The sequence below is a fragment of the Streptomyces graminofaciens genome (assembly GCF_030294945.1).
GTDB lineage: Bacteria > Actinomycetota > Actinomycetes > Streptomycetales > Streptomycetaceae > Streptomyces > Streptomyces graminofaciens.
The window spans coordinates 7512181-7533290 of sequence record NZ_AP018448.1 but is presented as its reverse complement, the minus strand read 5'-3'; the positions used below and the strand labels follow the sequence as shown (position 1 = coordinate 7533290).

Annotated in this window: 19 protein-coding genes; 10 read left to right on the top strand and 9 right to left on the bottom strand. The window is 69.5% G+C overall.

Going from position 1 to position 21110, the window contains the following annotated elements:
- Positions 1-134: 134 nt before the first annotated feature.
- The 5 genes from acs (at position 135) to SGFS_RS33065 (ending at position 5422) form a co-directional block, all read left to right on the top strand.
- Entirely contained in the window at positions 135-2093 is a 1959-nt protein-coding gene (acs, locus tag SGFS_RS33085) for an acetate--CoA ligase (RefSeq protein WP_286255750.1), read from the top strand.
- A gap of 135 nt (positions 2094-2228) precedes the next feature.
- The gene (gene nhaA / locus SGFS_RS33080; RefSeq protein WP_286255749.1) at positions 2229-3632 is read left to right on the top strand and encodes a Na+/H+ antiporter NhaA; all 1404 of its coding nucleotides are present in this window, start codon (positions 2229-2231) and stop codon (positions 3630-3632) included.
- A 39-nt stretch (positions 3633-3671) separates the two neighbouring features.
- Positions 3672-4151, top strand: a complete 480-nt coding sequence (locus SGFS_RS33075; protein ID WP_286255748.1) for a phage holin family protein — start codon at positions 3672-3674, stop codon at positions 4149-4151.
- On the top strand, positions 4148-5110 hold the full coding sequence (locus SGFS_RS33070) for an alpha/beta fold hydrolase (protein ID WP_286255747.1): 963 nt from the start codon (positions 4148-4150) through the stop codon (positions 5108-5110). Before SGFS_RS33075 ends, SGFS_RS33070 begins: the two co-directional genes overlap by 4 nt.
- A gap of 129 nt (positions 5111-5239) precedes the next feature.
- Positions 5240-5422, top strand: a complete 183-nt coding sequence (locus SGFS_RS33065) for a hypothetical protein (protein WP_286255746.1) — start codon at positions 5240-5242, stop codon at positions 5420-5422.
- A 27-nt stretch (positions 5423-5449) separates the two neighbouring features.
- Here the strand turns inward: SGFS_RS33065 and SGFS_RS33060 are convergent, their stop codons facing one another.
- From SGFS_RS33060 to nth, 3 genes are all read right to left on the bottom strand, one after another.
- A complete protein-coding gene (locus tag SGFS_RS33060) occupies positions 5450-6649 on the bottom strand; it encodes a MarP family serine protease (protein ID WP_286255745.1) in 1200 nt (399 codons plus the stop codon).
- Positions 6650-6744: 95 nt separating this feature from the next.
- A complete protein-coding gene (locus SGFS_RS33055; protein ID WP_286255743.1) occupies positions 6745-7479 on the bottom strand; it encodes an NUDIX hydrolase in 735 nt (244 codons plus the stop codon).
- 121 nt (positions 7480-7600) lie between these two features.
- On the bottom strand, positions 7601-8617 hold the full coding sequence (gene nth, locus SGFS_RS33050; RefSeq protein ID WP_286255741.1) for an endonuclease III: 1017 nt from the start codon (positions 8615-8617) through the stop codon (positions 7601-7603).
- A gap of 326 nt (positions 8618-8943) precedes the next feature.
- On the opposite strand from nth, the gene SGFS_RS33045 reads away from it, so the two are divergent.
- Positions 8944-9618, top strand: a complete 675-nt coding sequence (locus SGFS_RS33045; protein ID WP_005476003.1) for a Crp/Fnr family transcriptional regulator — start codon at positions 8944-8946, stop codon at positions 9616-9618.
- Positions 9619-9841: 223 nt separating this feature from the next.
- Here the strand turns inward: SGFS_RS33045 and SGFS_RS33040 are convergent, their stop codons facing one another.
- From SGFS_RS33040 to SGFS_RS33025, 4 genes are all read right to left on the bottom strand, one after another.
- Complete coding sequence (locus tag SGFS_RS33040) at positions 9842-10672, bottom strand: MBL fold metallo-hydrolase (RefSeq protein WP_286255729.1); 831 nt, start codon at positions 10670-10672, stop codon at positions 9842-9844.
- An 88-nt stretch (positions 10673-10760) separates the two neighbouring features.
- Positions 10761-11633, bottom strand: a complete 873-nt coding sequence (locus tag SGFS_RS33035) for an NUDIX hydrolase (protein ID WP_286255728.1) — start codon at positions 11631-11633, stop codon at positions 10761-10763.
- Between the two features lie 212 nt (positions 11634-11845).
- Complete coding sequence (locus SGFS_RS33030) at positions 11846-12313, bottom strand: RidA family protein (RefSeq protein ID WP_286255727.1); 468 nt, start codon at positions 12311-12313, stop codon at positions 11846-11848.
- A complete protein-coding gene (locus SGFS_RS33025; RefSeq protein ID WP_003981536.1) occupies positions 12310-12471 on the bottom strand; it encodes a DUF4177 domain-containing protein in 162 nt (53 codons plus the stop codon). The genes SGFS_RS33030 and SGFS_RS33025 overlap by 4 nt, the downstream gene beginning before the upstream one ends.
- A gap of 175 nt (positions 12472-12646) precedes the next feature.
- On the opposite strand from SGFS_RS33025, the gene SGFS_RS33020 reads away from it, so the two are divergent.
- Entirely contained in the window at positions 12647-13624 is a 978-nt protein-coding gene (locus SGFS_RS33020) for an ArsA family ATPase (protein ID WP_286255723.1), read from the top strand.
- Complete coding sequence (locus tag SGFS_RS33015; RefSeq protein ID WP_286255722.1) at positions 13621-14952, top strand: ArsA family ATPase; 1332 nt, start codon at positions 13621-13623, stop codon at positions 14950-14952. Before SGFS_RS33020 ends, SGFS_RS33015 begins: the two co-directional genes overlap by 4 nt.
- A 126-nt stretch (positions 14953-15078) precedes the next feature.
- Here SGFS_RS33015 and wblA read toward each other — a convergent pair whose 3' ends face one another.
- The gene (gene wblA / locus SGFS_RS33010) at positions 15079-15417 is read right to left on the bottom strand and encodes a transcriptional regulator WblA (RefSeq protein ID WP_286260181.1); all 339 of its coding nucleotides are present in this window, start codon (positions 15415-15417) and stop codon (positions 15079-15081) included.
- 408 nt (positions 15418-15825) lie between these two features.
- Here wblA and SGFS_RS33005 point away from each other — a divergent pair, with 408 nt between their 5' ends.
- Positions 15826-18105, top strand: a complete 2280-nt coding sequence (locus SGFS_RS33005; RefSeq protein ID WP_286255720.1) for a transglycosylase domain-containing protein — start codon at positions 15826-15828, stop codon at positions 18103-18105.
- Between the two features lie 203 nt (positions 18106-18308).
- Here the strand turns inward: SGFS_RS33005 and SGFS_RS33000 are convergent, their stop codons facing one another.
- A complete protein-coding gene (locus tag SGFS_RS33000) occupies positions 18309-18776 on the bottom strand; it encodes a GatB/YqeY domain-containing protein (protein WP_286255718.1) in 468 nt (155 codons plus the stop codon).
- Between the two features lie 684 nt (positions 18777-19460).
- On the opposite strand from SGFS_RS33000, the gene ltrA reads away from it, so the two are divergent.
- Entirely contained in the window at positions 19461-20927 is a 1467-nt protein-coding gene (ltrA, locus tag SGFS_RS32995; RefSeq protein ID WP_286247083.1) for a group II intron reverse transcriptase/maturase, read from the top strand.
- Positions 20928-21110: the final 183 nt, after the last annotated feature.

Genomic DNA, 21110 nt, shown 5'->3' with positions numbered 1-21110 from the left:
CGCCTCGACCCATCACCCACTCCCACAGGTCTAAACCAATCCGGAGAAGGCCCTTGTCAGCAGGGGTCCGGGTCTGATGAGCTGTGGCCTGGGACACAACGGTCGCCCCGGCAAAGCACCGCAAGGGAGATGTCGTGAGCAACGAAAGCCTGGCCAACCTCTTGAAGGAGGAGCGACGCTTCGCGCCGCCCGCTGACCTGGCAGCCAACGCCAACGTCGCGGCAGAGGCGTACGAACAGGCCAAGGCTGACCGGCTCGGTTTCTGGGCGGAGCAGGCGCGCCGGTTGACCTGGGCCACGGAGCCGACCGAGACGCTGGACTGGTCGAACCCGCCGTTCGCCAAGTGGTTCAAGGACGGCCGGCTCAATGTCGCGTACAACTGCGTCGACCGGCATGTCGAGGCGGGCCTCGGCGACCGGGTCGCCATCCACTTCGAGGGCGAGCCCGGCGACAGCCGGGCCATCACCTACGCCGAGCTCAAGGACGAGGTGTCGAAGGCCGCGAACGCCCTGCTGGAGCTGGGCGTTCAGGCCGGTGACCGGGTCGCCGTCTACATGCCGATGATCCCGGAGACGGCCGTCGCGATGCTCGCCTGCGCCCGGATCGGCGCCGCGCACTCCGTCGTCTTCGGCGGCTTCTCCGCCGACGCGCTCGCGACCCGCATCCAGGACGCCGACGCCAAGGTGGTCATCACCTCCGACGGCGGCTACCGCCGGGGCAAGCCCTCCGCGCTCAAGCCGGCCGTCGACGACGCGATCGACCGCGTCGACAACGTCGAGCACGTCCTCGTCGTACGCCGCACCGGCCAGGAAGTCGCCTGGAACGACGAGCGGGACGTGTGGTGGCACGAGATCGTCGAGCGGCAGTCCGCCGAGCACACCCCCGAGGCGTTCGAGGCCGAGCACCCGCTGTTCATCCTCTACACGTCCGGTACGACGGGTAAGCCGAAGGGCATCCTGCACACCTCCGGCGGTTATCTCACCCAGGCGGCGTACACCCACCATGCCGTCTTCGACCTCAAGCCGGAGACCGACGTCTACTGGTGCACGGCCGACGTCGGCTGGGTCACCGGCCACTCCTACATCGTCTACGGGCCGCTGGCGAACGGCGCGACGCAGGTCATGTACGAGGGCACGCCCGACACCCCGCACCAGGGCCGCTTCTGGGAGATCGTGCAGAAGTACGGGGTGACGATCCTGTACACGGCGCCCACGGCGATCCGTACGTTCATGAAGTGGGGCGACGACATCCCCGCGAAGTTCGATCTCGGCAGCCTGCGCGTGCTGGGGTCCGTCGGTGAGCCGATCAACCCCGAGGCGTGGATCTGGTATCGCAAGCACATCGGCGGCGACGCGACGCCGATCGTGGACACCTGGTGGCAGACCGAGACGGGCGCGATGATGATCTCCCCGCTGCCGGGCGTCACGGAGACCAAGCCGGGATCGGCCCAGCGGCCGCTGCCGGGCATCGCCGCGACCGTCGTCGACGACGAGGCGAACGAGGTGCCGAACGGCGGCGGTGGCTATCTCGTCCTCACCGAGCCATGGCCGTCGATGTTGCGGACGATCTGGGGCGACGACCAGCGGTTCCTCGACACGTACTGGTCACGGTTCGAAGGCAAGTACTTCGCCGGTGACGGGGCGAAGAGGGACGACGACGGGGACATCTGGCTCCTCGGCCGCGTCGACGACGTGATGCTCGTGTCGGGCCACAACATCTCCACCACCGAGGTGGAGTCGGCGCTCGTGTCGCACCCGTCCGTCGCCGAGGCGGCGGTCGTGGGCGCCGCCGACGAGACCACCGGTCAGGCGATCGTGGCGTTCGTGATCCTGCGCGGTACGGCCAACGCCGAGGACGAGGGCCTGGTCAGCGACCTGCGCAATCACGTGGGCGCCACGCTCGGCCCGATCGCCAAGCCGAAGCGGATCCTGCCGGTGGCCGAGCTGCCGAAGACCCGCTCCGGGAAGATCATGCGGCGCCTGCTGCGGGACGTGGCGGAGAACCGGCAGCTCGGTGACGTCACGACGCTGACCGACTCCACGGTGATGGACCTGATCCAGGACAAGCTGCCGGCAGCGCCCAGCGAGGACTGACGAACCACGTACGGCCTCGAAGGGCACCCGGCGACGAGCGCGCCGGGTGCCCTTTAGCTAAGCTAAACAATAGGTGCGCCGGGAAGTCTGGTCGGCAAGTGTTCCGTCCTGCCCACCCACCGGAGGTCCCCCACCGTGGCCGCGTCCCGCACCACCCCCGCCCACAAGGTCCTCGGACGGCTGTCCCTGCCCGAGCGGACCTTCGTGGCGGACGCGCTGCGCACCGAGACCGTCGGCGGTGTGCTGCTCCTCCTCGCCGCCGTGGCCGCGCTGATCTGGGCGAACATCCCCGCACTGCACCACAGCTACCAGACCGTCAGCCACTTCCACTTCGGCCCCGAGGCCCTCGGCCTGAACCTCTCCGTGGCGCACTGGGCCGCCGACGGACTGCTCGCGATCTTCTTCTTCGTCGCCGGGATCGAACTCAAGCGCGAGCTGGTGGCGGGCGACCTCAAGGACCCCAAGGCCGCGCTCCTCCCGGTCGTCGCCGCGCTGTGCGGCATGGCCGTACCGGCGCTCGTCTACACGCTCACCAACCTCAGCGGCGACGGTTCGCTCGCCGGGTGGGCCGTGCCCACCGCCACCGACATCGCCTTCGCGCTCGCCGTGCTGGCCGTCATCGGGACGTCGCTGCCGTCCGCGCTGCGCGCGTTCCTGCTCACCCTCGCCGTCGTCGACGACCTGTTCGCCATCCTGATCATCGCCGTGTTCTTCACCGCCGACCTCGATTTCGTCGCGCTCGGCGGCGCCGTCGTCGGCCTCGTCGTCTTCTGGGTACTGCTCCGCAAGGGCGTACGCGGGTGGTACGTGTACGTTCCGCTGGCGCTGGTCATCTGGGGGCTGATGTACAACAGCGGTGTCCACGCCACCATCGCCGGAGTCGCGATGGGCCTGATGCTGCGCTGCACGAGACACGAGGACGAGAACCGCTCCCCCGGCGAGCACATCGAGCACCTCGTACGCCCCCTGAGCGCGGGCCTCGCGGTGCCGCTGTTCGCCCTGTTCAGCGCGGGGGTCATGGTGTCGGGCGGTGCGCTCGGACAGGTGTTCACCCAGCCGGAGACGCTCGGTGTGGTGCTCGGGCTCGTCGTCGGCAAGGCGGTCGGCATCTTCGGCGGGACCTGGCTCACCGCCCGCTTCACCCGGGCCTCGCTCTCCGAGGACCTGGTCTGGCCGGACGTCTTCGCGGTCGCCTCCCTCGCCGGGATCGGCTTCACCGTCTCCCTGCTCATCGGCGAACTGGCTTTCGAGGGCGACGCCTCGCTCACCGACGAGGTCAAGGCGGCCGTGCTGACGGGGTCGCTCGTCTCGGCCGTCCTCGCGACCGTTCTGCTGAAGATACGCAACGCCAAGTACCGCGCCCTGGTGGAATTCGAGGAGCGCGACGACGACCACGACGGCATCCCCGACATCTACGAGGAACACGACCCGGCGTACCACCTGCGCATGGCCGAGATCCACGAGCGCAAGGCCGCCGAACACCGAAGGCTTGCCGAAGTGGCGGGCGGGGCAGGCGACGGGGACGACGGTCCGGCATGATCTGACAGGACCGTACAAACGCATATGAGGGAGACCCCGATGAGCGCACCCGACGGCAGCCCGGTCGGTGCCGAACGCAGTGTCGGCCAGTTGTTCGCCTCGGCGACGGCCGAGATGTCCGCGCTGGTGCACGACGAAATCGCACTGGCCAAGGCCCAGTTGAAGCAGGACGTCAAGCGGGGCATGGTCGGCGGCGGGGCGTTCACGGCGGCCGGCGCGGTGCTGATCTTCTCCCTGCCGATGCTGAGCTTCGCCCTGGCGTACGGCATCCGCACCTGGACCGACTGGAACCTGGCGATCTGCTTCCTGCTGTCGTTCGCGGCGAACGTGCTGGTCGCGGTCGCCCTCGCGCTCATCGGTGTGGTCTTCGCGAAGAAGGCGAAGAAGGGCCAGGGCCCGCAGAAGGTCGCCGCCTCCGTGAAGCAGACCGCGGGCGTGCTGCATAACGCCAAGCCGCACCCCCGTCGGACGAACCGGGCCGACGGCGCCGTCGAGGCTGTGGCACGCTCGACGTCATGACCGACCCCGCGACCGACCCGGCCGCCCCCTCGAATCAGCCCACGTCTCCCGTACGACTCGACGTGCCCGGCGCGAAGGGGCTGATCCACCGGGACGTGGCGGCCAACGGCGCGCGTTTCCACATCGCCGAGCTGGGCGACGGGCCCCTGGTGCTGCTGCTGCACGGCTTCCCGCAGTTCTGGTGGACCTGGCGGCACCAGCTGGTCGCGCTCGCCGACGCGGGCTTCCGGGCCGTGGCCATGGATCTGCGCGGGGTCGGCGGCAGCGACCGTACGCCCCGGGGCTACGACCCGGCGAACCTCGCCCTCGACATCACCGGCGTCGTACGGTCCCTCGGCGAGCCCGACGCCGCGCTGGTCGGCCACGACCTGGGCGGCTATCTGGCGTGGACGGCGGCGGCCATGCGCCCCAAGCTCGTACGACGGCTCGCGGTCGCCTCGATGCCGCACCCGCGGCGCTGGCGCTCGGCGATGCTGTCGGACGTCAAGCAGACGGCCGCCGGGTCGTACATCTGGGGGTTCCAGCGGCCCTGGATCCCGGAGCGGCAGCTCACGGCCGACGACGGCGCCCTGGTGGGCCGGCTGATCCGCGACTGGTCGGGGCCCGGGCTGCCCGACGACGAAGCCGTGGAGGCGTACCAGCGGGCGATGTGCATCCCCTCGACGGCGCACTGCTCGATCGAGCCGTATCGGTGGATGGTGCGGTCCATGGCCCGGCCGGACGGCATCCAGTTCAACCGCCGTATGAAGCGCCCGGTGCGCGTCCCCACGCTCCATCTGCACGGTTCACTCGACCCGGTGATGCGTACGCGCAGCGCGGCCGGCTCCGGCGAGTACGTGGAAGCGCCGTACCGCTGGCGTCTGTTCGACGGCCTCGGGCACTTCCCGCACGAGGAGGATCCGGTGGCGTTCTCCTCGGAACTCATCAACTGGCTGAAGGACCCCGAGCCCGATCGGTGAGTTCGGCCAGGCCCTCCCACCAGCCGAATCTGAACGCCTGTTCTACGAACGGCCACTTGCCCGGCGCATAGGCCAATTGGGGGGCGTGGGGGCGGTTATCGACCTTGGGGCGGGGGCACACGTCGGGGTATGGGCTGGACGCACGACTACAGTGACGCAGCACGAAACCGCCGCTCGGCCGCAGGCCTGAGCTCCCACCAGAGGGGCGGCCCGCAACTGCCGGGCGCGGAAGACCCCAGGCTGGGCATTCCGCGCATCCTGCGCCGCCGCGCCCGCTGGGTCTCCGCCCGGCTGCGCCATCCCCGGCCTTGAAGCCGCAGGTCCTCGAAGCTCCCCGGCTCAGAGCGCGCAGCTGTCGCTGTCCACCTGCTGGTTGGCCGTACGGCCCTCGGTGATGTCGTCGCGGATCTCGTCCGCGGTGAGCGCGTACCCGGTGTCCGGGTCGTCGAGGGACTTCGCGAAGACCACGCCGTAGACCTTGCCCTCGGGGGTGAGCAGCGGGCCGCCGGAGTTGCCCTGGCGGACGGTCGCGTAGAGCGAGTAGACGTCGCGGTGGACCGTGCCGCGCTTGTAGATGTCCGCCCCGTCGGCCGTGATGCGACCGCGCACCCGTGCCGGGCGGACATCGTACGAGCCGTTCTCCGGGAAGCCGGCCACGATGGCGTCGTCACTGCTGACGGCGTCCTTGGCGCTGAACTTGAGCACCGGCGCGTGCAGGTTCGGCACGTCCAGTACGGCGATGTCGCGCTCCCAGTCGTAGAGGACGACCGTGGCGCTGTACTTGCGGCCCTCTCCGCCTATCTGGACGGTGGGCTCGTCGACTCCGCCGACCACATGCGCGTTGGTCATCACGCGGCGCTCGCCGAAGACGAACCCGGTGCCTTCGAGGACCTTGCCGCAGCTCTGGGCGGTGCCCATGACCTTGACGATGGAGTCCTTGGCGCGGCGGGCGACCGGGCTGTTCGCGAGCGCGGGGTCGGGGGGCTGGACCTCGGTGATCGGCTCGTTCGAGAACGGGCTGAAGACCTGGGGGAATCCGTTCTGCGTGAGGACCGAGGAGAAGTCCGCGAACCAGGTGTCGGCCTGGTCGGGCAGGGCGTCGGACACGCCGTGCAGCACCTTGGAGTTGCGGACCTCCTTGCCGAGGGTCGGCAGGGTGGTCCCGGCGAGCGCCGAGCCGATCAGCCACGCCACGAGGAGCATCGCGACGACGTTGACCAGGGCACCGCCGGTGGCGTCGAGGGCGCGGGCCGGGGACCAGGTGATGTACCGGCGCAGCTTGTTGCCGAGATGCGTGGTGAGGGCCTGGCCGACGGAGGCGCAGATGATCACGACGATGACCGCGACGACGGCGGCGCCTGTGCTCACCTCGGAGTTGTCGGTCAGCCAGTCCCAGATCACGGGCAAGACGTAGACCGCGACGAGGCCGCCGCCCAGGAAGCCGATCACCGACAGGATGCCGACGACGAAGCCTTGGCGGAAGCCGACGATCGCGAACCACACGGCGGCGACCAACAGCAAGATGTCCAGCACGTTCACCGCTTCAAGCCTCGCCTTGTCACTTCGCGATCACTACAGGCCGGCCGGGCGTCCGGGGGCCGCCCCCCGGAACACACGGCTCGGCAGACACCCTGTCATGCGCGCCAGTCGAGCGGGACCTGCTTGTCCCGGTCCCAGGGGCGCTCCCAGCCCGAGTAGTGGAGCAGGCGGTCGATCACTCCGGCCGTGAAGCCCCACACAAGGGCCGATTCGACCAGAAATGCCGGACCTCTGTATCCGCTGGGGTGCGCGACCGTGACCCTGTTGGCCGGATCCGTGAGATCGGCCACGGGGACCTTGAAGACGCGTGCCGTCTCGTTCGGATCGACGACCCGGACCGGGCTCGGCTCGCGCCACCAGCCCAGCACGGGGGTCACGACGAAGCCGCTGACCGGGATGTACAGCTTGGGCAGCACGCCGAAGAGCTGGACACCGGCCGGATCGAGGCCGGTCTCCTCCTCGGCCTCGCGCAGGGCGGCCCACAGTGGCCCGTCGGCCGCCGGGTCGCCGTCCTCGGGGTCGAGGGCGCCGCCGGGGAAGGAGGGCTGGCCCGCGTGCGATCTGAGCGAGCCGGCGCGCTCCATGAGCAGCAGCTCGGGGCCGTGGTCGCCCTCGCCGAAGAGGATCAGGACCGCCGACTGGCGCCCCGCGCCGTTCTCCGGCGGCAGGAAGCGGCTCAGCTGCAGCGGCTGGACCGTCTCGACGGCGCGGACCACCGGGTCCAGCCAGGTGGGCAGGCCGCCCTTGTCGAGCAGCGGCCGCTCGGCGTCGTCGCTGCCGCCGCCGGCGCTCGTATCCGTGTCCGTATCCGTATGACTTGCCCGTGTCATCGCCACCCCCGTCGTCCTGCCCGTTCCAACGCGCGGAATTCCGCTGATCGTTCCGGGGGTCCCTCGTGTGGGTGGCCCCCGTGCGAGCACCAGGAGGCGGGTGAGTGCTGGACGCGGGCCGTCATCCGGCGGCTCCCAGGGGCGGGGCCGGGATGCCGCCCGCGTCCAGGTACGACTGCGGGGGGTTGAGGCGCTGGCCCGGGAAGCCGCCCTTCTCGTACTTCAGGAGCTTCCTGGCCTTCTCCGGGTCGGTCTCCCCCTCGCCGTACGCCGGGCAGAGGGGGGCGATGGGGCAGGCGCCGCAGGCGGGTTTGCGGGCGTGGCAGATACGGCGGCCGTGCCAGATCACGTGGTGCGAGAGGTCGGTCCAGTCGCTCTTGGGGAAGAGCGCGGAGATGGCCGCCTCGATCTTGTCCGGGTCGGTCTCGGCGGTCCACTGCCAGCGTCGCACGAGCCGCTGGAAGTGCGTGTCCACCGTGATGCCCGGTCGGCCGAAGGCGTTGCCCAGCACGACGAAGGCGGTCTTGCGGCCGACGCCGGGCAGCTTGACGAGGTCTTCGAGGCGGCCGGGGACCTCACCGCCGTGCTTCTCCACAAGAGCCTTCGAGAGCCCTATCACCGACTTCGTCTTGGCCCGGAAGAACCCGGTCGGGCGAAGGATCTCCTCGACCTCCTCCGGGTTGGCCGCGGCCAGGTCCTCGGGGGTGGGGTACTTGGCGAAGAGCGTGGGCGTCGTCTGGTTGACCCTCAGGTCGGTGGTCTGGGCCGACAGGACCGTGGCGAGGATCAGCTGGAAGGGGTTCTCGAAGTCCAACTCCGGGTGGGCGTACGGGTACACCTCGGCGAGCTCGCGGTTGATGCGACGGGCGCGGCGGACGAGAGCGGTGCGGGACTCGGGCTTGGGGGATTTGGAGGGCTTGGCGGGTTGTGCGGGTTGTGCGGGTTGGACGGAAGCGTCGGGCGCCGCATTCTCGGCCGCGGTCTTCTTGGCTGCGGTCTTTTCGGCTGCGGTCTTTTCGGCTGCGGTCTTTTCGGCTGCGGTCTTCTTGGCTGCGGTCTTCTTGGCTGCGGTCTTCTTGGCTGCGGCTTTCTTCGCCACGGGTGCCTTCGCCGGGGCGCCCTTCGCCGTCGTCGTCACTTTTGCCGCCTTTTCCGTTTTGTTCGCCCCCGCGGGGGCTTGTTCGCCCACAGCGGAATCGCGACGTGCAACCACCCGTCCAGCCCCCTTGGCCCGTGCTCTCACCGGCGTTTTGGACACCCGGCCAGCCTAAAGCCCGGCACCGACATCCGCCCCGGCCCCAGAAGATCGGCCCCCAATTGGACCCCTGACGCTTACCTCAGGACATGTGTGCGGCATCCTTGTGACAGATCACACTGTTTGGACCGTCCGGCAAGATGGGGAACACGGTCCCCTGGTAGTACGGGGAGCAAGATCCCCTGAGCAGGTCGACAAGGAGAGAACTCGTGGACGACGTTCTGCGGCGCGCCCCGCTCTTCGCGGCGCTCGATGACGAGCAGGCCGCGGAGCTCCGCGCCTCCATGAGTGAGGTGACCCTCGCGCGAGGTGACGCTCTCTTCCACGAGGGCGACCCCGGCGACCGCCTCTATGTGGTCACCGAAGGCAAGGTCAAGCTCCACCGCGCCTCACCCGACGGCCGGGAGAACATGCTGGCCGTGCTCGGCCCCGGTGAGCTGATCGGCGAGCTGTCGCTGTTCGACCCGGGCCCGCGGACGGCGACCGCCACCGCGCTGACCGAGGTCAAGCTGCTCGGCCTCGGCCACGGCGACCTCCAGCCCTGGCTGAACGCGCGGCCCGAGGTGGCCGCCGCGCTGCTGCGCGCCGTGGCCCGGCGGCTGCGCAAGACCAACGACCAGATGTCCGACCTGGTGTTCTCGGACGTGCCCGGCCGTGTCGCGCGTGCCCTGCTGGACCTCTCGCGGCGCTTCGGTGTGCAGTCGGAGGAAGGCATCCATGTGGTGCACGACCTCACGCAGGAGGAGCTGGCGCAGCTCGTCGGCGCCTCGCGCGAGACAGTGAACAAGGCGCTGGCCGACTTCGCGCAGCGTGGGTGGCTGCGGCTGGAGGCCCGAGCCGTGATTCTGCTGGACGTGGAGCGGTTGGCGAAGCGGTCGCGCTGATCGCTGGATTCGGCCGTACGTCGCCGGGGTCCGCCTCTTTCGCTGGGGCGGGCCCCGGGGTGTTTTCGCCCCCGCGCCGCCCCTACCCCGTCCCATCCTCCAGGCGCTGCCGCCCCTTCGACCCGCCGGGTGCGCCTGAGAGCTCGGGTGGGTGGGGTTGTCCGGCGGGTGCGCGTCCGTTGTGGTTGATCGCGCGGCTCCCCGCGCCCCTTTCGGGGCGCTCTCAGATCAGGCCGTGGTCCGTCAGGTACTCCAGTTGGGCCCTCACCGACAGTTCCGCCGCCGGCCACAGGGAGCGGTCCACGTCCGCGTAGACGTGGGACACGACCTCGGCGGGGGTGTGGTGCCCGTTCTCGACCGCTGTTTCCACCTGGGCCAGGCGGTGGGCGCGGTGGGCCAGGTAGAACTCGACGGCGCCCTGAGCGTCCTCCAGGACGGGGCCGTGGCCGGGGAGGACGGTGTGCACGCCGTCGTCGACCGCCAGGGACCTCAGGCGTCGCAGTGAGTCCAGATAGTCCCCGAGACGGCCGTCTGGGTGGGCTACGACCGTCGTTCCACGCCCCAGGACGGTGTCACCCGTCAGGACCGCCTGATCGGCCGGGAGATGGAAGCACAGCGAGTCGGAGGTGTGGCCGGGGGTCGGGACGACACGGAGTTCCAGGCCGCCGATCGAGACGACGTTCCCCGCGCCGAGGCCCTCGTCGCCGAGCCGTAGCGCCGGGTCCAGGGCTCGTACGTTCGTTCCCGTCAGTTCCGCGAAGCGGGCCGCGCCCTCCGCGTGGTCGGGGTGCCCGTGCGTGAGCAGGGTGAGCGCGACGCGTTTGCCGGCCTGTTCCGCCGTGGCGACGACGTGGCGCAGATGCCCGTCGTCCAGCGGGCCGGGGTCGACCACGACCGCCAGGTCGGAGCCCGGCTCGGACAGGATCCAGGTGTTCGTGCCGTCCAGGGTCATCGCGGAGGGGTTCGGCGCGAGAACGTTCACCGCGCGCGCGGTGGCCGGTCCGGAGAGGACCCCGCCCCTGGGCTGGCCGGGGAGGGCTGCGGCGTCGGTCATGCGTGAGGGCCTTCCAGCGGGACGGGCGGAGCACTGCGGGGGCTCGGGGCACCACCTACGGGGCAGCCTCCGAGGGCCGTCGTGGCGGTCATTGCGTACCCCTGTCGGCCGCCGCTATGCGCTTGGTGAACTCGGCGTGACCGGGCCACGTCAGGGTCACCTCGTCGCCCTCCAGGCGGGCCTGGGCGAGGACGGGGGTGAGGTCGCGGCCGGGTGCGGCGGCGAGTGCCCCGGCGGCCGTGTCGTACGCCGTGAGCTGGCGCAGGGTCGCGATGGTGGGCGGCATCATCGTGAGCTCACCCTTGTCGTACCCCTCGGCCGCGTCCCTTGGGCGGATCCACACCGTGCGGTCGGCCTCCGTGGAGACATTGCGGGTGCGCTGGCCTTCCGGGAGGGCGGCGACGAAGAACCAGGTGTCGTAGCGCCGGGACTCGAACTCGGGGGTGATCCAGCGGGTCCAGGCGCCGAGGAGGTCGGAGCGCAGGACGAGTCCCCTGCGCTCCAGGAACTCCGCGAAGGACAGGTCACGGGCGGCCACGGCCTCGCGGTCCGCCTCCCAGCCGTCGCCCCTGGTGTCGCCGACCACGGTGTCGGGGGTGGGGCCGGCGAGCAGGACACCCGCCTCCTCGTAGGTCTCCCGTACGGCCGCGCAGACGATCGCCTGCGCGTCGGTCTCGTCGACGCCCAGCCTGGACGCCCACCACGCGCGCGTGGGGCCCGCCCAACGGATCTGGAGGTCGTCGTCACGGGGGTCCACTCCCCCGCCCGGATACGCGTACGCGCCCCCGGCGAAGGCCATGGAGGCGCGTCTGCGCAGCATGTGCACGACGGGGGTGCTCGCGGTGTCCTTGAGCAGCATGACGGTGGCGGCCCTTCGGGGGACCACCGGCGTCAGCGTGCCGGCCGCCAGCGCACGGATACGGTCCGGCCACTCCGCTGGGTACCACTGCCCGTTTGCCATGGGCGGAGGCTAACCCGTTCCGGGCGGATGTTCGAGAGGTGAACGGTTCGCCCGGGGCGGGTCGGTCGAGGGCCCGGGAGCGGCCGGCCGCGAGCCGTCGTCGGGTCGGCCGAGGCGGGTCGGCCGCCAGCCTCAGGCCGGTCGGCCGCAAGGAAGGTCGGCCGTAAGCCTCAGGCCGGTCAGCCGCACCGGAGAGTCAGCCGCAGGGGACGTCAGTCCGCCACCAGCTCCACCTGGAGTTCGACCTCCACCGGCGCGTCCAGCGGCAGGACCGCCACGCCGACCGCGCTGCGCGCGTGCACGCCCTTGTCGCCGAAGACCTCGCCCAGCAGCTCGCTCGCGCCGTTGAGGACGGCGGGCTGGCCGGTGAAGTCCGAGGCCGAGGCGACGAACCCGACGACCTTCACCACGCGCGCGACCTTGTCCAGGTCCCCGGCCACCGACTTGACGGCGGCCAGCGCGTTCAGCGCGCACGTACGGGCCAGTTCCTTGGCCTCCTCGGGCGTGACCTCGGCGCCCACCTTGCCGGTGACGGGCAGCTTGCCGGCCACCATGGGCAGCTGCCCGGCGGTGTACACATACACACCGGTCCGCACGGCCGGCTGGTACGCGGCGAGCGGCGGGACGACCTCGGGCAGGGTCAGCCCGAGCTCCGCGAGCCTCGCCTCGACGGCGCTCACGCCTGCTTCTCGCGCTTCAGGTAGGCCACCAGCTGCTCGGGGTTGTTCGGCCCGGGCACGACCTGGACGAGCTCCCAGCCGTCCTCGCCCCAGGTGTCCAGGATCTGCTTCGTGGCGTGGACGAGCAGCGGCACGGTTACGTATTCCCACTTGGTCATGCGGCCGACTTTATCCGCTGTCCGGAGCGGGCCGGGCGGCGCCCGGGACGACGTCGGCGACCACGTCCGAGGCCACGTCCGAGGCGATGCCGGCGGCCACCTCGTCCACCGCTCGCGGCGGAGTTGTCCACAGCCTCCCGCGTATGCCGGGCGCGGACTGGTTAGTCTCGAATACGTGAGCAGGCTCCAGGTCGTCAGCGGCAAGGGCGGGACCGGAAAGACCACGGTCGCCGCCGCAATCGCGCTCGCCCTCGCGACCGAAGGGAAACGCACCCTTCTGGTCGAGGTCGAGGGCAGGCAGGGCATCGCACAACTCTTCGAGACGGAGGCGTTGCCGTACGAGGAGCGGAAGATCGCCGTCGCCCCGGGGGGCGGTGAGGTGTACGCACTGGCCATCGATCCCGAACTGGCCCTGCTGGACTACCTCCAGATGTTCTACAAACTCGGCAGCGCCGGACGGGCCCTGAAGAAGCTCGGCGCGATCGACTTCGCCACGACCGTCGCGCCCGGCCTCAGGGACGTCCTGCTGACCGGCAAGGCGTGCGAGGCGGTGCGCCGCAAGGAGAAGAGCGGCCGGTTCGCGTACGACTACGTGGTGATGGACGCCCCGCCGACGGGCCGCGTCACGCGCTTTCTGAACGTCAACGACGAGGTGGCGGGCCTCGCGAAGATCGGCCCGATACACAATCAGGCGCAGGCGGTCATGCGGGTCCTGAAGTCCCCGGAGACGGCCGTGCACCTGGTGACGCTCCTCGAGGAGATGCCCGTCCAGGAGACGGCGGACGGCATCGCCGAGCTGCACGCCGCGAAGCTGCCGGTGGGCCGGATCATCGTCAACATGGTGCGCCCGGAGGTGTTGGACGCGGCCGAGCTGGAACTCGTACGGTCCACCGCTCGTTCCTCCTTCGCGCAGTCGCTGTCGGCCGTGGGGCTCGGCGGCGCGCGGCGCGGCGGTCATGCGGAGCGGCTGGTGGACCCGCTGCTGGCGCAGGCCGAGGAGTACGCGGAGCGGTACACGCTGGAGCACGAGCAGCGGGCGGTCCTGGGCGATCTGGGCCTGCCGCTGCACGAACTGCCGCTGCTCGCCGAGGGCATGGATCTGGCGGGTCTGTACGAGCTGGCCACGGAGCTGCGGAAGCAGGGGATGTCATGAGTCCGGACCCGGTCCACCCGCACCATGGCCTGTCCTCCGCGCGCGTGCTCGACCTCGATCCGCTGCTCGACGACCCGAAGACCCGCATCGTGGTGTGCTGCGGCTCGGGCGGCGTCGGGAAGACGACCACGGCGGCGGCGCTGGGGCTGCGCGCGGCGGAGCGCGGCCGGAAGGTGGTGGTCCTCACCATCGACCCCGCGCGTCGGCTCGCCCAGTCCATGGGCATCGACTCGCTGGACAACGTCCCCCGCCGGGTGAAGGGCATCGAGGACTCCTCCAGCGGCGAACTGCACGCGATGATGCTCGACATGAAGCGCACGTTCGACGAGATCGTCGAGGCGCACGCGGACCCGGAGCGAGCGTCCGCGATCCTGTCGAACCCCTTCTACCAATCGCTCTCGGCGGGCTTCGCGGGCACGCAGGAGTACATGGCGATGGAGAAGCTGGGGCAGCTGCGGGCGCGCGACGAGTGGGATCTGATCGTCGTCGACACCCCGCCGTCCCGCTCTGCGCTGGACTTCCTGGACGCCCCGAAGCGGCTGGGCTCGTTCCTGGACGGCAAGCTGATCCGGGTGCTGCTGGCGCCCGCGAAGGTCGGCGGGCGCGCCGGGATGAAGTTCCTGAACGTCGGGATGTCGATGATGACGGGCGCCCTCGGCAAGCTGCTCGGGGGTCAGCTGCTGAAGGACGTGCAGACGTTCGTGGCCGCCATGGACTCGATGTTCGGCGGGTTCCGTACACGGGCGGACGCCACGTACAAGCTGCTCCAGGCGCCCGGTACGGCGTTTCTGGTGGTGGCCGCGCCGGAGCGGGACGCGCTGCGCGAAGCCGCGTACTTCGTGGAGCGGCTGGCCGCCGAGGACATGCCGCTGGCCGGGCTTGTGCTCAACCGGGTCCACGGCAGCGGGGCGACCCAGCTGTCCGCCGAGCGCGCGCTCGCCGCCGCGGAAAATCTTGCCGAGCCCCGCATTGTGGATCAGGAGGACGGGAAAGCAGTTCTTAACTCTCCCGACACGTACGGCAGTTCAGAATCTCCCGCCTCCACGACTGTCTCCGCGACCGCCTCCGTCGGTGCCCAGGACGGCTCCCCCGCCCAGGACCCGACCGTCGAACAGCTCACGGCAGGCCTGCTCAGGCTGCATGCCGAACGGATGCGGCTGCTCTCCCGCGAGCAGCGCACACGTGATCGCTTCGCCGCGCTCCACCCCGAGGTGGCCGTGGTCGAGGTCGCCGCACTGCCCGGCGACGTCCACGACCTGGTGGGCCTGCGGGACATCGGCGACCGCCTGGCCGCCGTACGACAGGAGCTGCCGACGTCCTCGGAGTGACCTGCTGCGGTGACTCGTACGCCTCGGGGCACCCGAGAGCCAGCACACCTGCCCGATATGCCGGCACCTTCAGGGCACCCTCGATGCTCGTGATCCGTGAACGTGCCCCTCGTCGGGGGCTCGCTCTCAGCTCACCGCCGCGTAGTTCTCGTAGAGCTCGTCGTCGTCGAGCGGCAGGATGCCCACGCCACGCTCGTACTCCGTGCGCGCGGTCTCGAGGAGCCGGCGCCATGAAGTGACAGTCGGACGCCTGCGCAGCAGTGCGCGGCGCTCGCGCTCCGTCATTCCTCCCCACACGCCGAACTCGACGCGGTTGTCCAGCGCGTCCGCCAGGCATTCCGTGCGTACCGGGCACCCGGTGCACACCGCCTTGGCCCTGTTCTGCGCTGCTCCTTGAACGAACAGTTCATCCGGATCGGTAGTGCGGCAGGCAGCCTGCGCACTCCAGTCGGTTACCCAGCCCATACCGGCGCCGTCCTCTCCCGAATCGAGGCTCCCCCACGGCGGCAGCGGCATATTCACCGCCGCCAGTTGAGGACGTTACGGAAGGTGGGCACAGCGCAACACCCCCTTCGGGCCCAATCTTGAATGGCCCGAACGGACTATGCGTAAGCGGCAGATCACCCGCGGGAGTGACCTGAGGGCATACGTAACTATCCCGACAGAACGGGATAGTTGACATGCGTCACAACGGACACCGAATGACACACAAGGCGTATTCGGACACGACCCTCGAAAAAAATCGGAAGAACGTCGGAACGATTCGGGCTCGACGGACGTACTTGATACAAGGGCCAACGGCTGTGACAGTTGAGAGCAGCTTAGGCCAAGGCCTATACGTGTGTCCGGCGAATGAGAACGTAGGCTGCCTCCATGCCAAAGAAGCGCTCGGGCGGTGGCCTGTCGGCAACGCAGCAGGCCGCCAAATTCCTCGGTGTCAGCGTGCTCGCGGGAGCCGTCATGGCGGGCATCGCGCTGCCCGCGGTCGGCGCCCTGGGCCTGGCCGCCAAGGGCTCCGTCGAGGGATTCGACGAGCTCCCGGCCAACCTCAAGCAGCCGCCGCTGAGCCAGCGCACCACGATCCTGGACAGCAAGGGCGACCAGATCGCCACGGTGTACTCGCGTGACCGTACGGTGGTCGATCTCAAGGAGATCTCGCCGTACATGCAGAAGGCGATCGTCGCCATCGAGGACGCGCGGTTCTACGAGCACGGCGCGGTCGACCTCAAGGGCGTGCTCCGCGCGCTCAACAAGAACGCGCGCAGCGGCGGCGTGTCCCAGGGCGCGTCCACGCTGACGCAGCAGCTGGTGAAGAACGTGGCGGTTGAGGAGGCCGGCGACGACCCGACGCTGGTCGCCCAGGCCACCCAGCAGACCCTCGGCCGCAAGATCCGCGAGCTGAAGTACGCGATCCAGCTCGAGGAAGAGCTCGGCAAGAAGAAGATCCTCGAGAACTACCTGAACATCACGTTCTTCGGCCAGCAGGCCTACGGCATCGAGGCCGCCTCCCGGCGTTACTTCTCCAAGTCCGCCAAGGACCTGAAGGTCCAGGAGGCCGCGCTGCTCGCCGGCATCGTCCAGTCGCCGAGCCGCTACGACCCGGTGAACGACCCGAAGGAAGCCACCAAGCGCCGTAACACGGTGCTCCAGCGCATGGCCGAGGTCGGCGACATATCGCGGGCTGAGGCCGACAAGGCCAAGGAGAAGCCGCTCGGCCTGAAGGTCAGCAAGCCGAAGAATGGCTGCATCACGGCCGTCAAGGGCGCGGGCTTCTTCTGCGACTACGTGCGCGAGGTCTTCCTGAACGACCCGGTCTTCGGCAAGACCAAGAAGGCCCGGGCCAAGATCTGGAACCAGGGCGGCCTGACGATCCAGACGACGATGGACCCCAAGGCCCAGAAGTCGGTCCAGGCCTCCATCAAGAACCACGTCAACCGGACCGACGAGGTGGCCACGGCCGGCACGATCGTCGAGCCCGGCACGGGCAAGATCCTCGCGATGGGCCAGTCCCGGCCGTACGGCGTCGACGTGAAGAAGAACCAGACGACGATCAACCTCTCGGTCGACGACTCCATGGGCGGCGGCGCGGGCTACCAGCCAGGTTCGACGTTCAAGCCGATCGTCGCCGCGGCCGCGATCGAGGGCGGCATGTCCCCGGGGAAGTCGTACTCCGCGCCGTACAAGATGGAGTACCCGAGCCCCATATCGGTCTGCGGCGGCAAGAACTGGGTGAACACCGACGGCACGACGCTCACCAACGAGAACGAGACCGAGGTCGGGCCGTACTCGATGCGGAAGGCGACCGCGCTGTCGGTCAACACCTACTTCGTGCAGATGATCGCGGACATCGGCATCTGCCCGGTGACGGAGATGGCCGGGAAGATGGGCGTCGAGCGGGCCGACGGCGCCAAGATGGGCCAGAACCCGTCGATCGCGCTGGGCACTCAGGAGATGTCCCCGCTGACGATGGCGAACGCGTACGCGACCTTCGCCTCGCGCGGTATGTACTGCACGCCGATCGCCATCGAGTCCATCACCCAGCGGGTCGGCGAGAAGTCGAAGTCGCTCCAGGTCCCGAAGTCGACGTGCTCGCGCGCGATGTCCGAGAACACCGCCGACACCATCAACACCCTGCTCAAGGGCGTGGTCGAGGACGGTACGGGTACGGAGGCGGGCCTCGGCAGCGGCCGTCCCAGCGCCGGTAAGACCGGTACGACGGACGGTCGTTACGCGGCCTGGTTCGTGGGTTACACCCCGAACATGGCCGGTGCCGTCTGGGTCGGCGACCCGGCGCACGAGCGCCGCATGGTGAACATCAGCATCGGCGGCGTCACCTACGCAAAGGTCTTCGGCGGCAAGGTCCCCGGCCCGATCTGGCGCGACATGATGTCCGGCGCCCTGGCGGGCGAGCCCGCCCCGAACTTCACCCTCGTCCCCCTGCCCAGCGACAACCCCGGCCGGGGCCGCGGCGACAGGGATGACGACGACAACGGCAACGGGGACGACAACAACGGCAACTCCGGCGGCACGACCGGCGGCGACGCCGGCGGCACCGGCTTCCCGACCCCGTCCTTCTCCTGGCCGGACGGCTGGATCCAGGGGCAGGGCAACGGCGGGAACAACGGGAATGGCAATGGGGGTGGCTTCGGCTGAGCCTGCGGGCTGCGGGCTGCGGGCTGCGGGCTGCGGGCTGCGGGCTGCGGGCTGCGGGCTGCGGGCTGCGGAGTAAGTAGTACGGCGGTGGGGGCGCCCCTTGTTATCGGGGGCGCCCCCACCGCCGTATCAGTGTGTGGCCGGCGTTGTGACGGGCCGGGCCTATGGTGTTGTTTTGGGTGCCTGGCGTTGTGACGTGCTGGTCAGCCGCCCGCGAGGAGCTGCTTGACGACGGCGGCGACGCGGCCGCCCTCGGCGAGGCCCGCCACCTTCGGGTTGACGATCTTCATGACCTGGCCCATGGCACGCGGACCCTCGGCGCCGGCCGCCTTCGCCTCCTCGACGGCCTGGGCGACGATTCGGTTCAGCTCGTCGTCGGACAGCTGCTTGGGCAGGTACTCGGCGAGGAGCTCACCCTCCGCCATCTCCCGCTCGGCCGACTCGGCGCGACCGCCCTGTGCGAAGGCGTCCGCGGCCTCGCGGCGCTTCTTCGCCTCCTTGGTGATCACCTTGAGGACCTCGTCATCGGAGAGCTCGCGCTTCTCCTTGCCCGCGACCTCCTCCTTGGTGATCGCGGTGAGCGTCAGCCGGAGCGTCGAGGAGCGGAGCTCGTCGCGCTCCTTGATCGCAGCGTTGAGGTCTTCCTGCAGCTTCGACTTGAGCGTGGTCATGGCGTCGATTGTCGCAGGTGTGGCGGGAAGGGCGCGCCTTGATTTCGCCGGTGCGTGGCGAGGGAGGGCGTACGAGGGTGTGGAGAGCAGGTGGTGCGCCGTGAAGCGCACGTTGTTCGAGTGGAGGTGCAAGACCACCACCGTCGTCCTGTCGCAGCAGGACGGCTGAAGCTGAGGGCAGCCTGACCCGGGAGGTGCCGGGGAGGGTGGCAAGCGGCCCTGACAAAGCCGGGACGTGCCAGCACTGCCAGATGGTGCGGGTCCGGCAAGCAAGACGGAAAGGAGTACGCGAGGAACCGGCGCTGACGCCCCCTGACTCCACACCAGCTCCAACCTGGTGGATATGGGCTGGAAGCGGTACGTCCCTGCCTTGTACCTGGGGTGGGGAACTTCCCAAGTGGCACCGGACTGTTGCTTGGGGAGGCCACGGTGAAGTGCTGCGGGGTAGCCGTGGCGACGCCGCGGGGGTATAGCCGGACTCCTCCTCCGTCGATCGAACAGCGAGTGAACACGGGAACCGTCCCGGTCCTGACCTCGGACAACGCGTCCAGCGGTGTTCGAGGCTGGGCCCACCGTCGGCCGATCGGGCCGGGACGGGGCGGAGCCGCCGTAGTACTCCGAGCCGGGGAAAGCCCGGCACATGGGGAAGGGCGGCAGCGGAATCGAGAAGGGAAGGAGGCTGCAATGCCGAAAGACGCGCCGCTGAACAGCGACGCACCGGAGGTCCCCATGGGGTCTCACCAGCGGGTATCGGGGATGCAGGCCAAACTTCACCGTTGGGCGACGGCCGATGAAGGCCGCAGGTTCGACGATCTGTTCAACCTCGTATGCGACCCGGCGACGCTGCTTGTGGCGTTCGAACGGGTCGCAGGCAACAAAGGGGCCAAAACGCCCGGAGTTGACGGCCTGACAGTCGTCAACGTCGAGCAGGAGATTGGTCCTTACGGGTTCCTGGAGGACCTTCGCCACGTACTTAAATCGGGTGAGTTCCGCCCGCTGCCGGTACGTGAGCGCAAGATCCCCAAGCCCGGCGGGAGCGGGAAGGTGCGCAAGCTCGGCATCCCCACCGTGACCGACCGGGTGGTCCAGGCCGCCCTGAAGCTGGTGCTGGAACCGATCTTCGAGGCCGACTTCAAGCCGGTCTCCTACGGCTTCCGGCCCCTGCGGCGGGCACACGACGCGATCGCCGAGATCCACTTCTACGGCACCCACGGCTACCGCTGGGTCCTGGACGCGGACATCGAGGCGTGCTTCGACTCGATCGACCACACGGCCCTCATGGACCGGGTGCGAGCACGGGTCAAGGACAAGCGCGTGCTGCGGCTGGTCAAGGCGTTCCTCAAGGCCGGCGTCCTCACCGAGGACAACAACCGCGAGGACACCTACACCGGCACCCCGCAGGGAGGCATCCTCTCCCCGCTCCTGGCGAACATCGCCTTGTCGGCGCTCGATGAGCACCTGACCAGGCCGTGGGAGCCGGGCGGGGAGATGGCTACCCCCTACCAGCGCAGGCGTCGCCGTGCCGCCGGGCGTCCGAACTGGCGCATCGTCCGCTACGCGGACGATTTCGTCGTTCTGACCGCCGGTGAACGCTGTGATGCCGAAGCGTTGCGCGAGGACATCGCCGACGTGCTGCGACCGCTCGGGCTTCGCCTCTCCGAGGCCAAGACGCAGGTGGTGCACATGTCGGACGGGTTCGACTTCCTGGGGTTCCACATCCAGTGGCGCCGCAAGCGAGGAACGGACAAGTGGTACGTCTACACCTTCATCGCTGACCGGCCCATCCGGCAGCTGAAGGACAAGATCCGTGCCCTCACGAGCAGAACGTCGCAGATGAATCCCAGGGACGTGCTGATCAGGCTCAACCAGATCATGCGCGGGTGGGCCAACTACTTCAAGCACGCGGTCGCGAAAGTCACCCTGAAATCCCTCGCCAGATTCGTCTGGCACCGGGTGATCAGCTGGTGGATCGTGCTGCATCGCTGGAGGTGGAAGGACGTCCGCCGACGCTTCACCGACCACAACGGCCGGTGGAAGCCCCTGTCGGCGGACGGGATCGAGCTGTTCAGCCTCCAAGTGGTGACGGTCTCCCGTTACCGCTACCGAGGCGACACGATCCCCGACCCCTGGGCGCTCCTCAACCACGCCTGAACGGCAGAGACCGTGGAGAGCCCGGTGCGTGGAGACACGCACGCCGGGTTCGGCGAGCGGCACGGAGAAACGGACCGGTGGCAACACCGGCACCGCGCTCCGTGCCGACTCAACGGCCGGACTCGGCTGTCCACAGCCGGAGTTCGGGAGTCCACAAATGGCTGTCGTGCCGTTGTCGTGCGG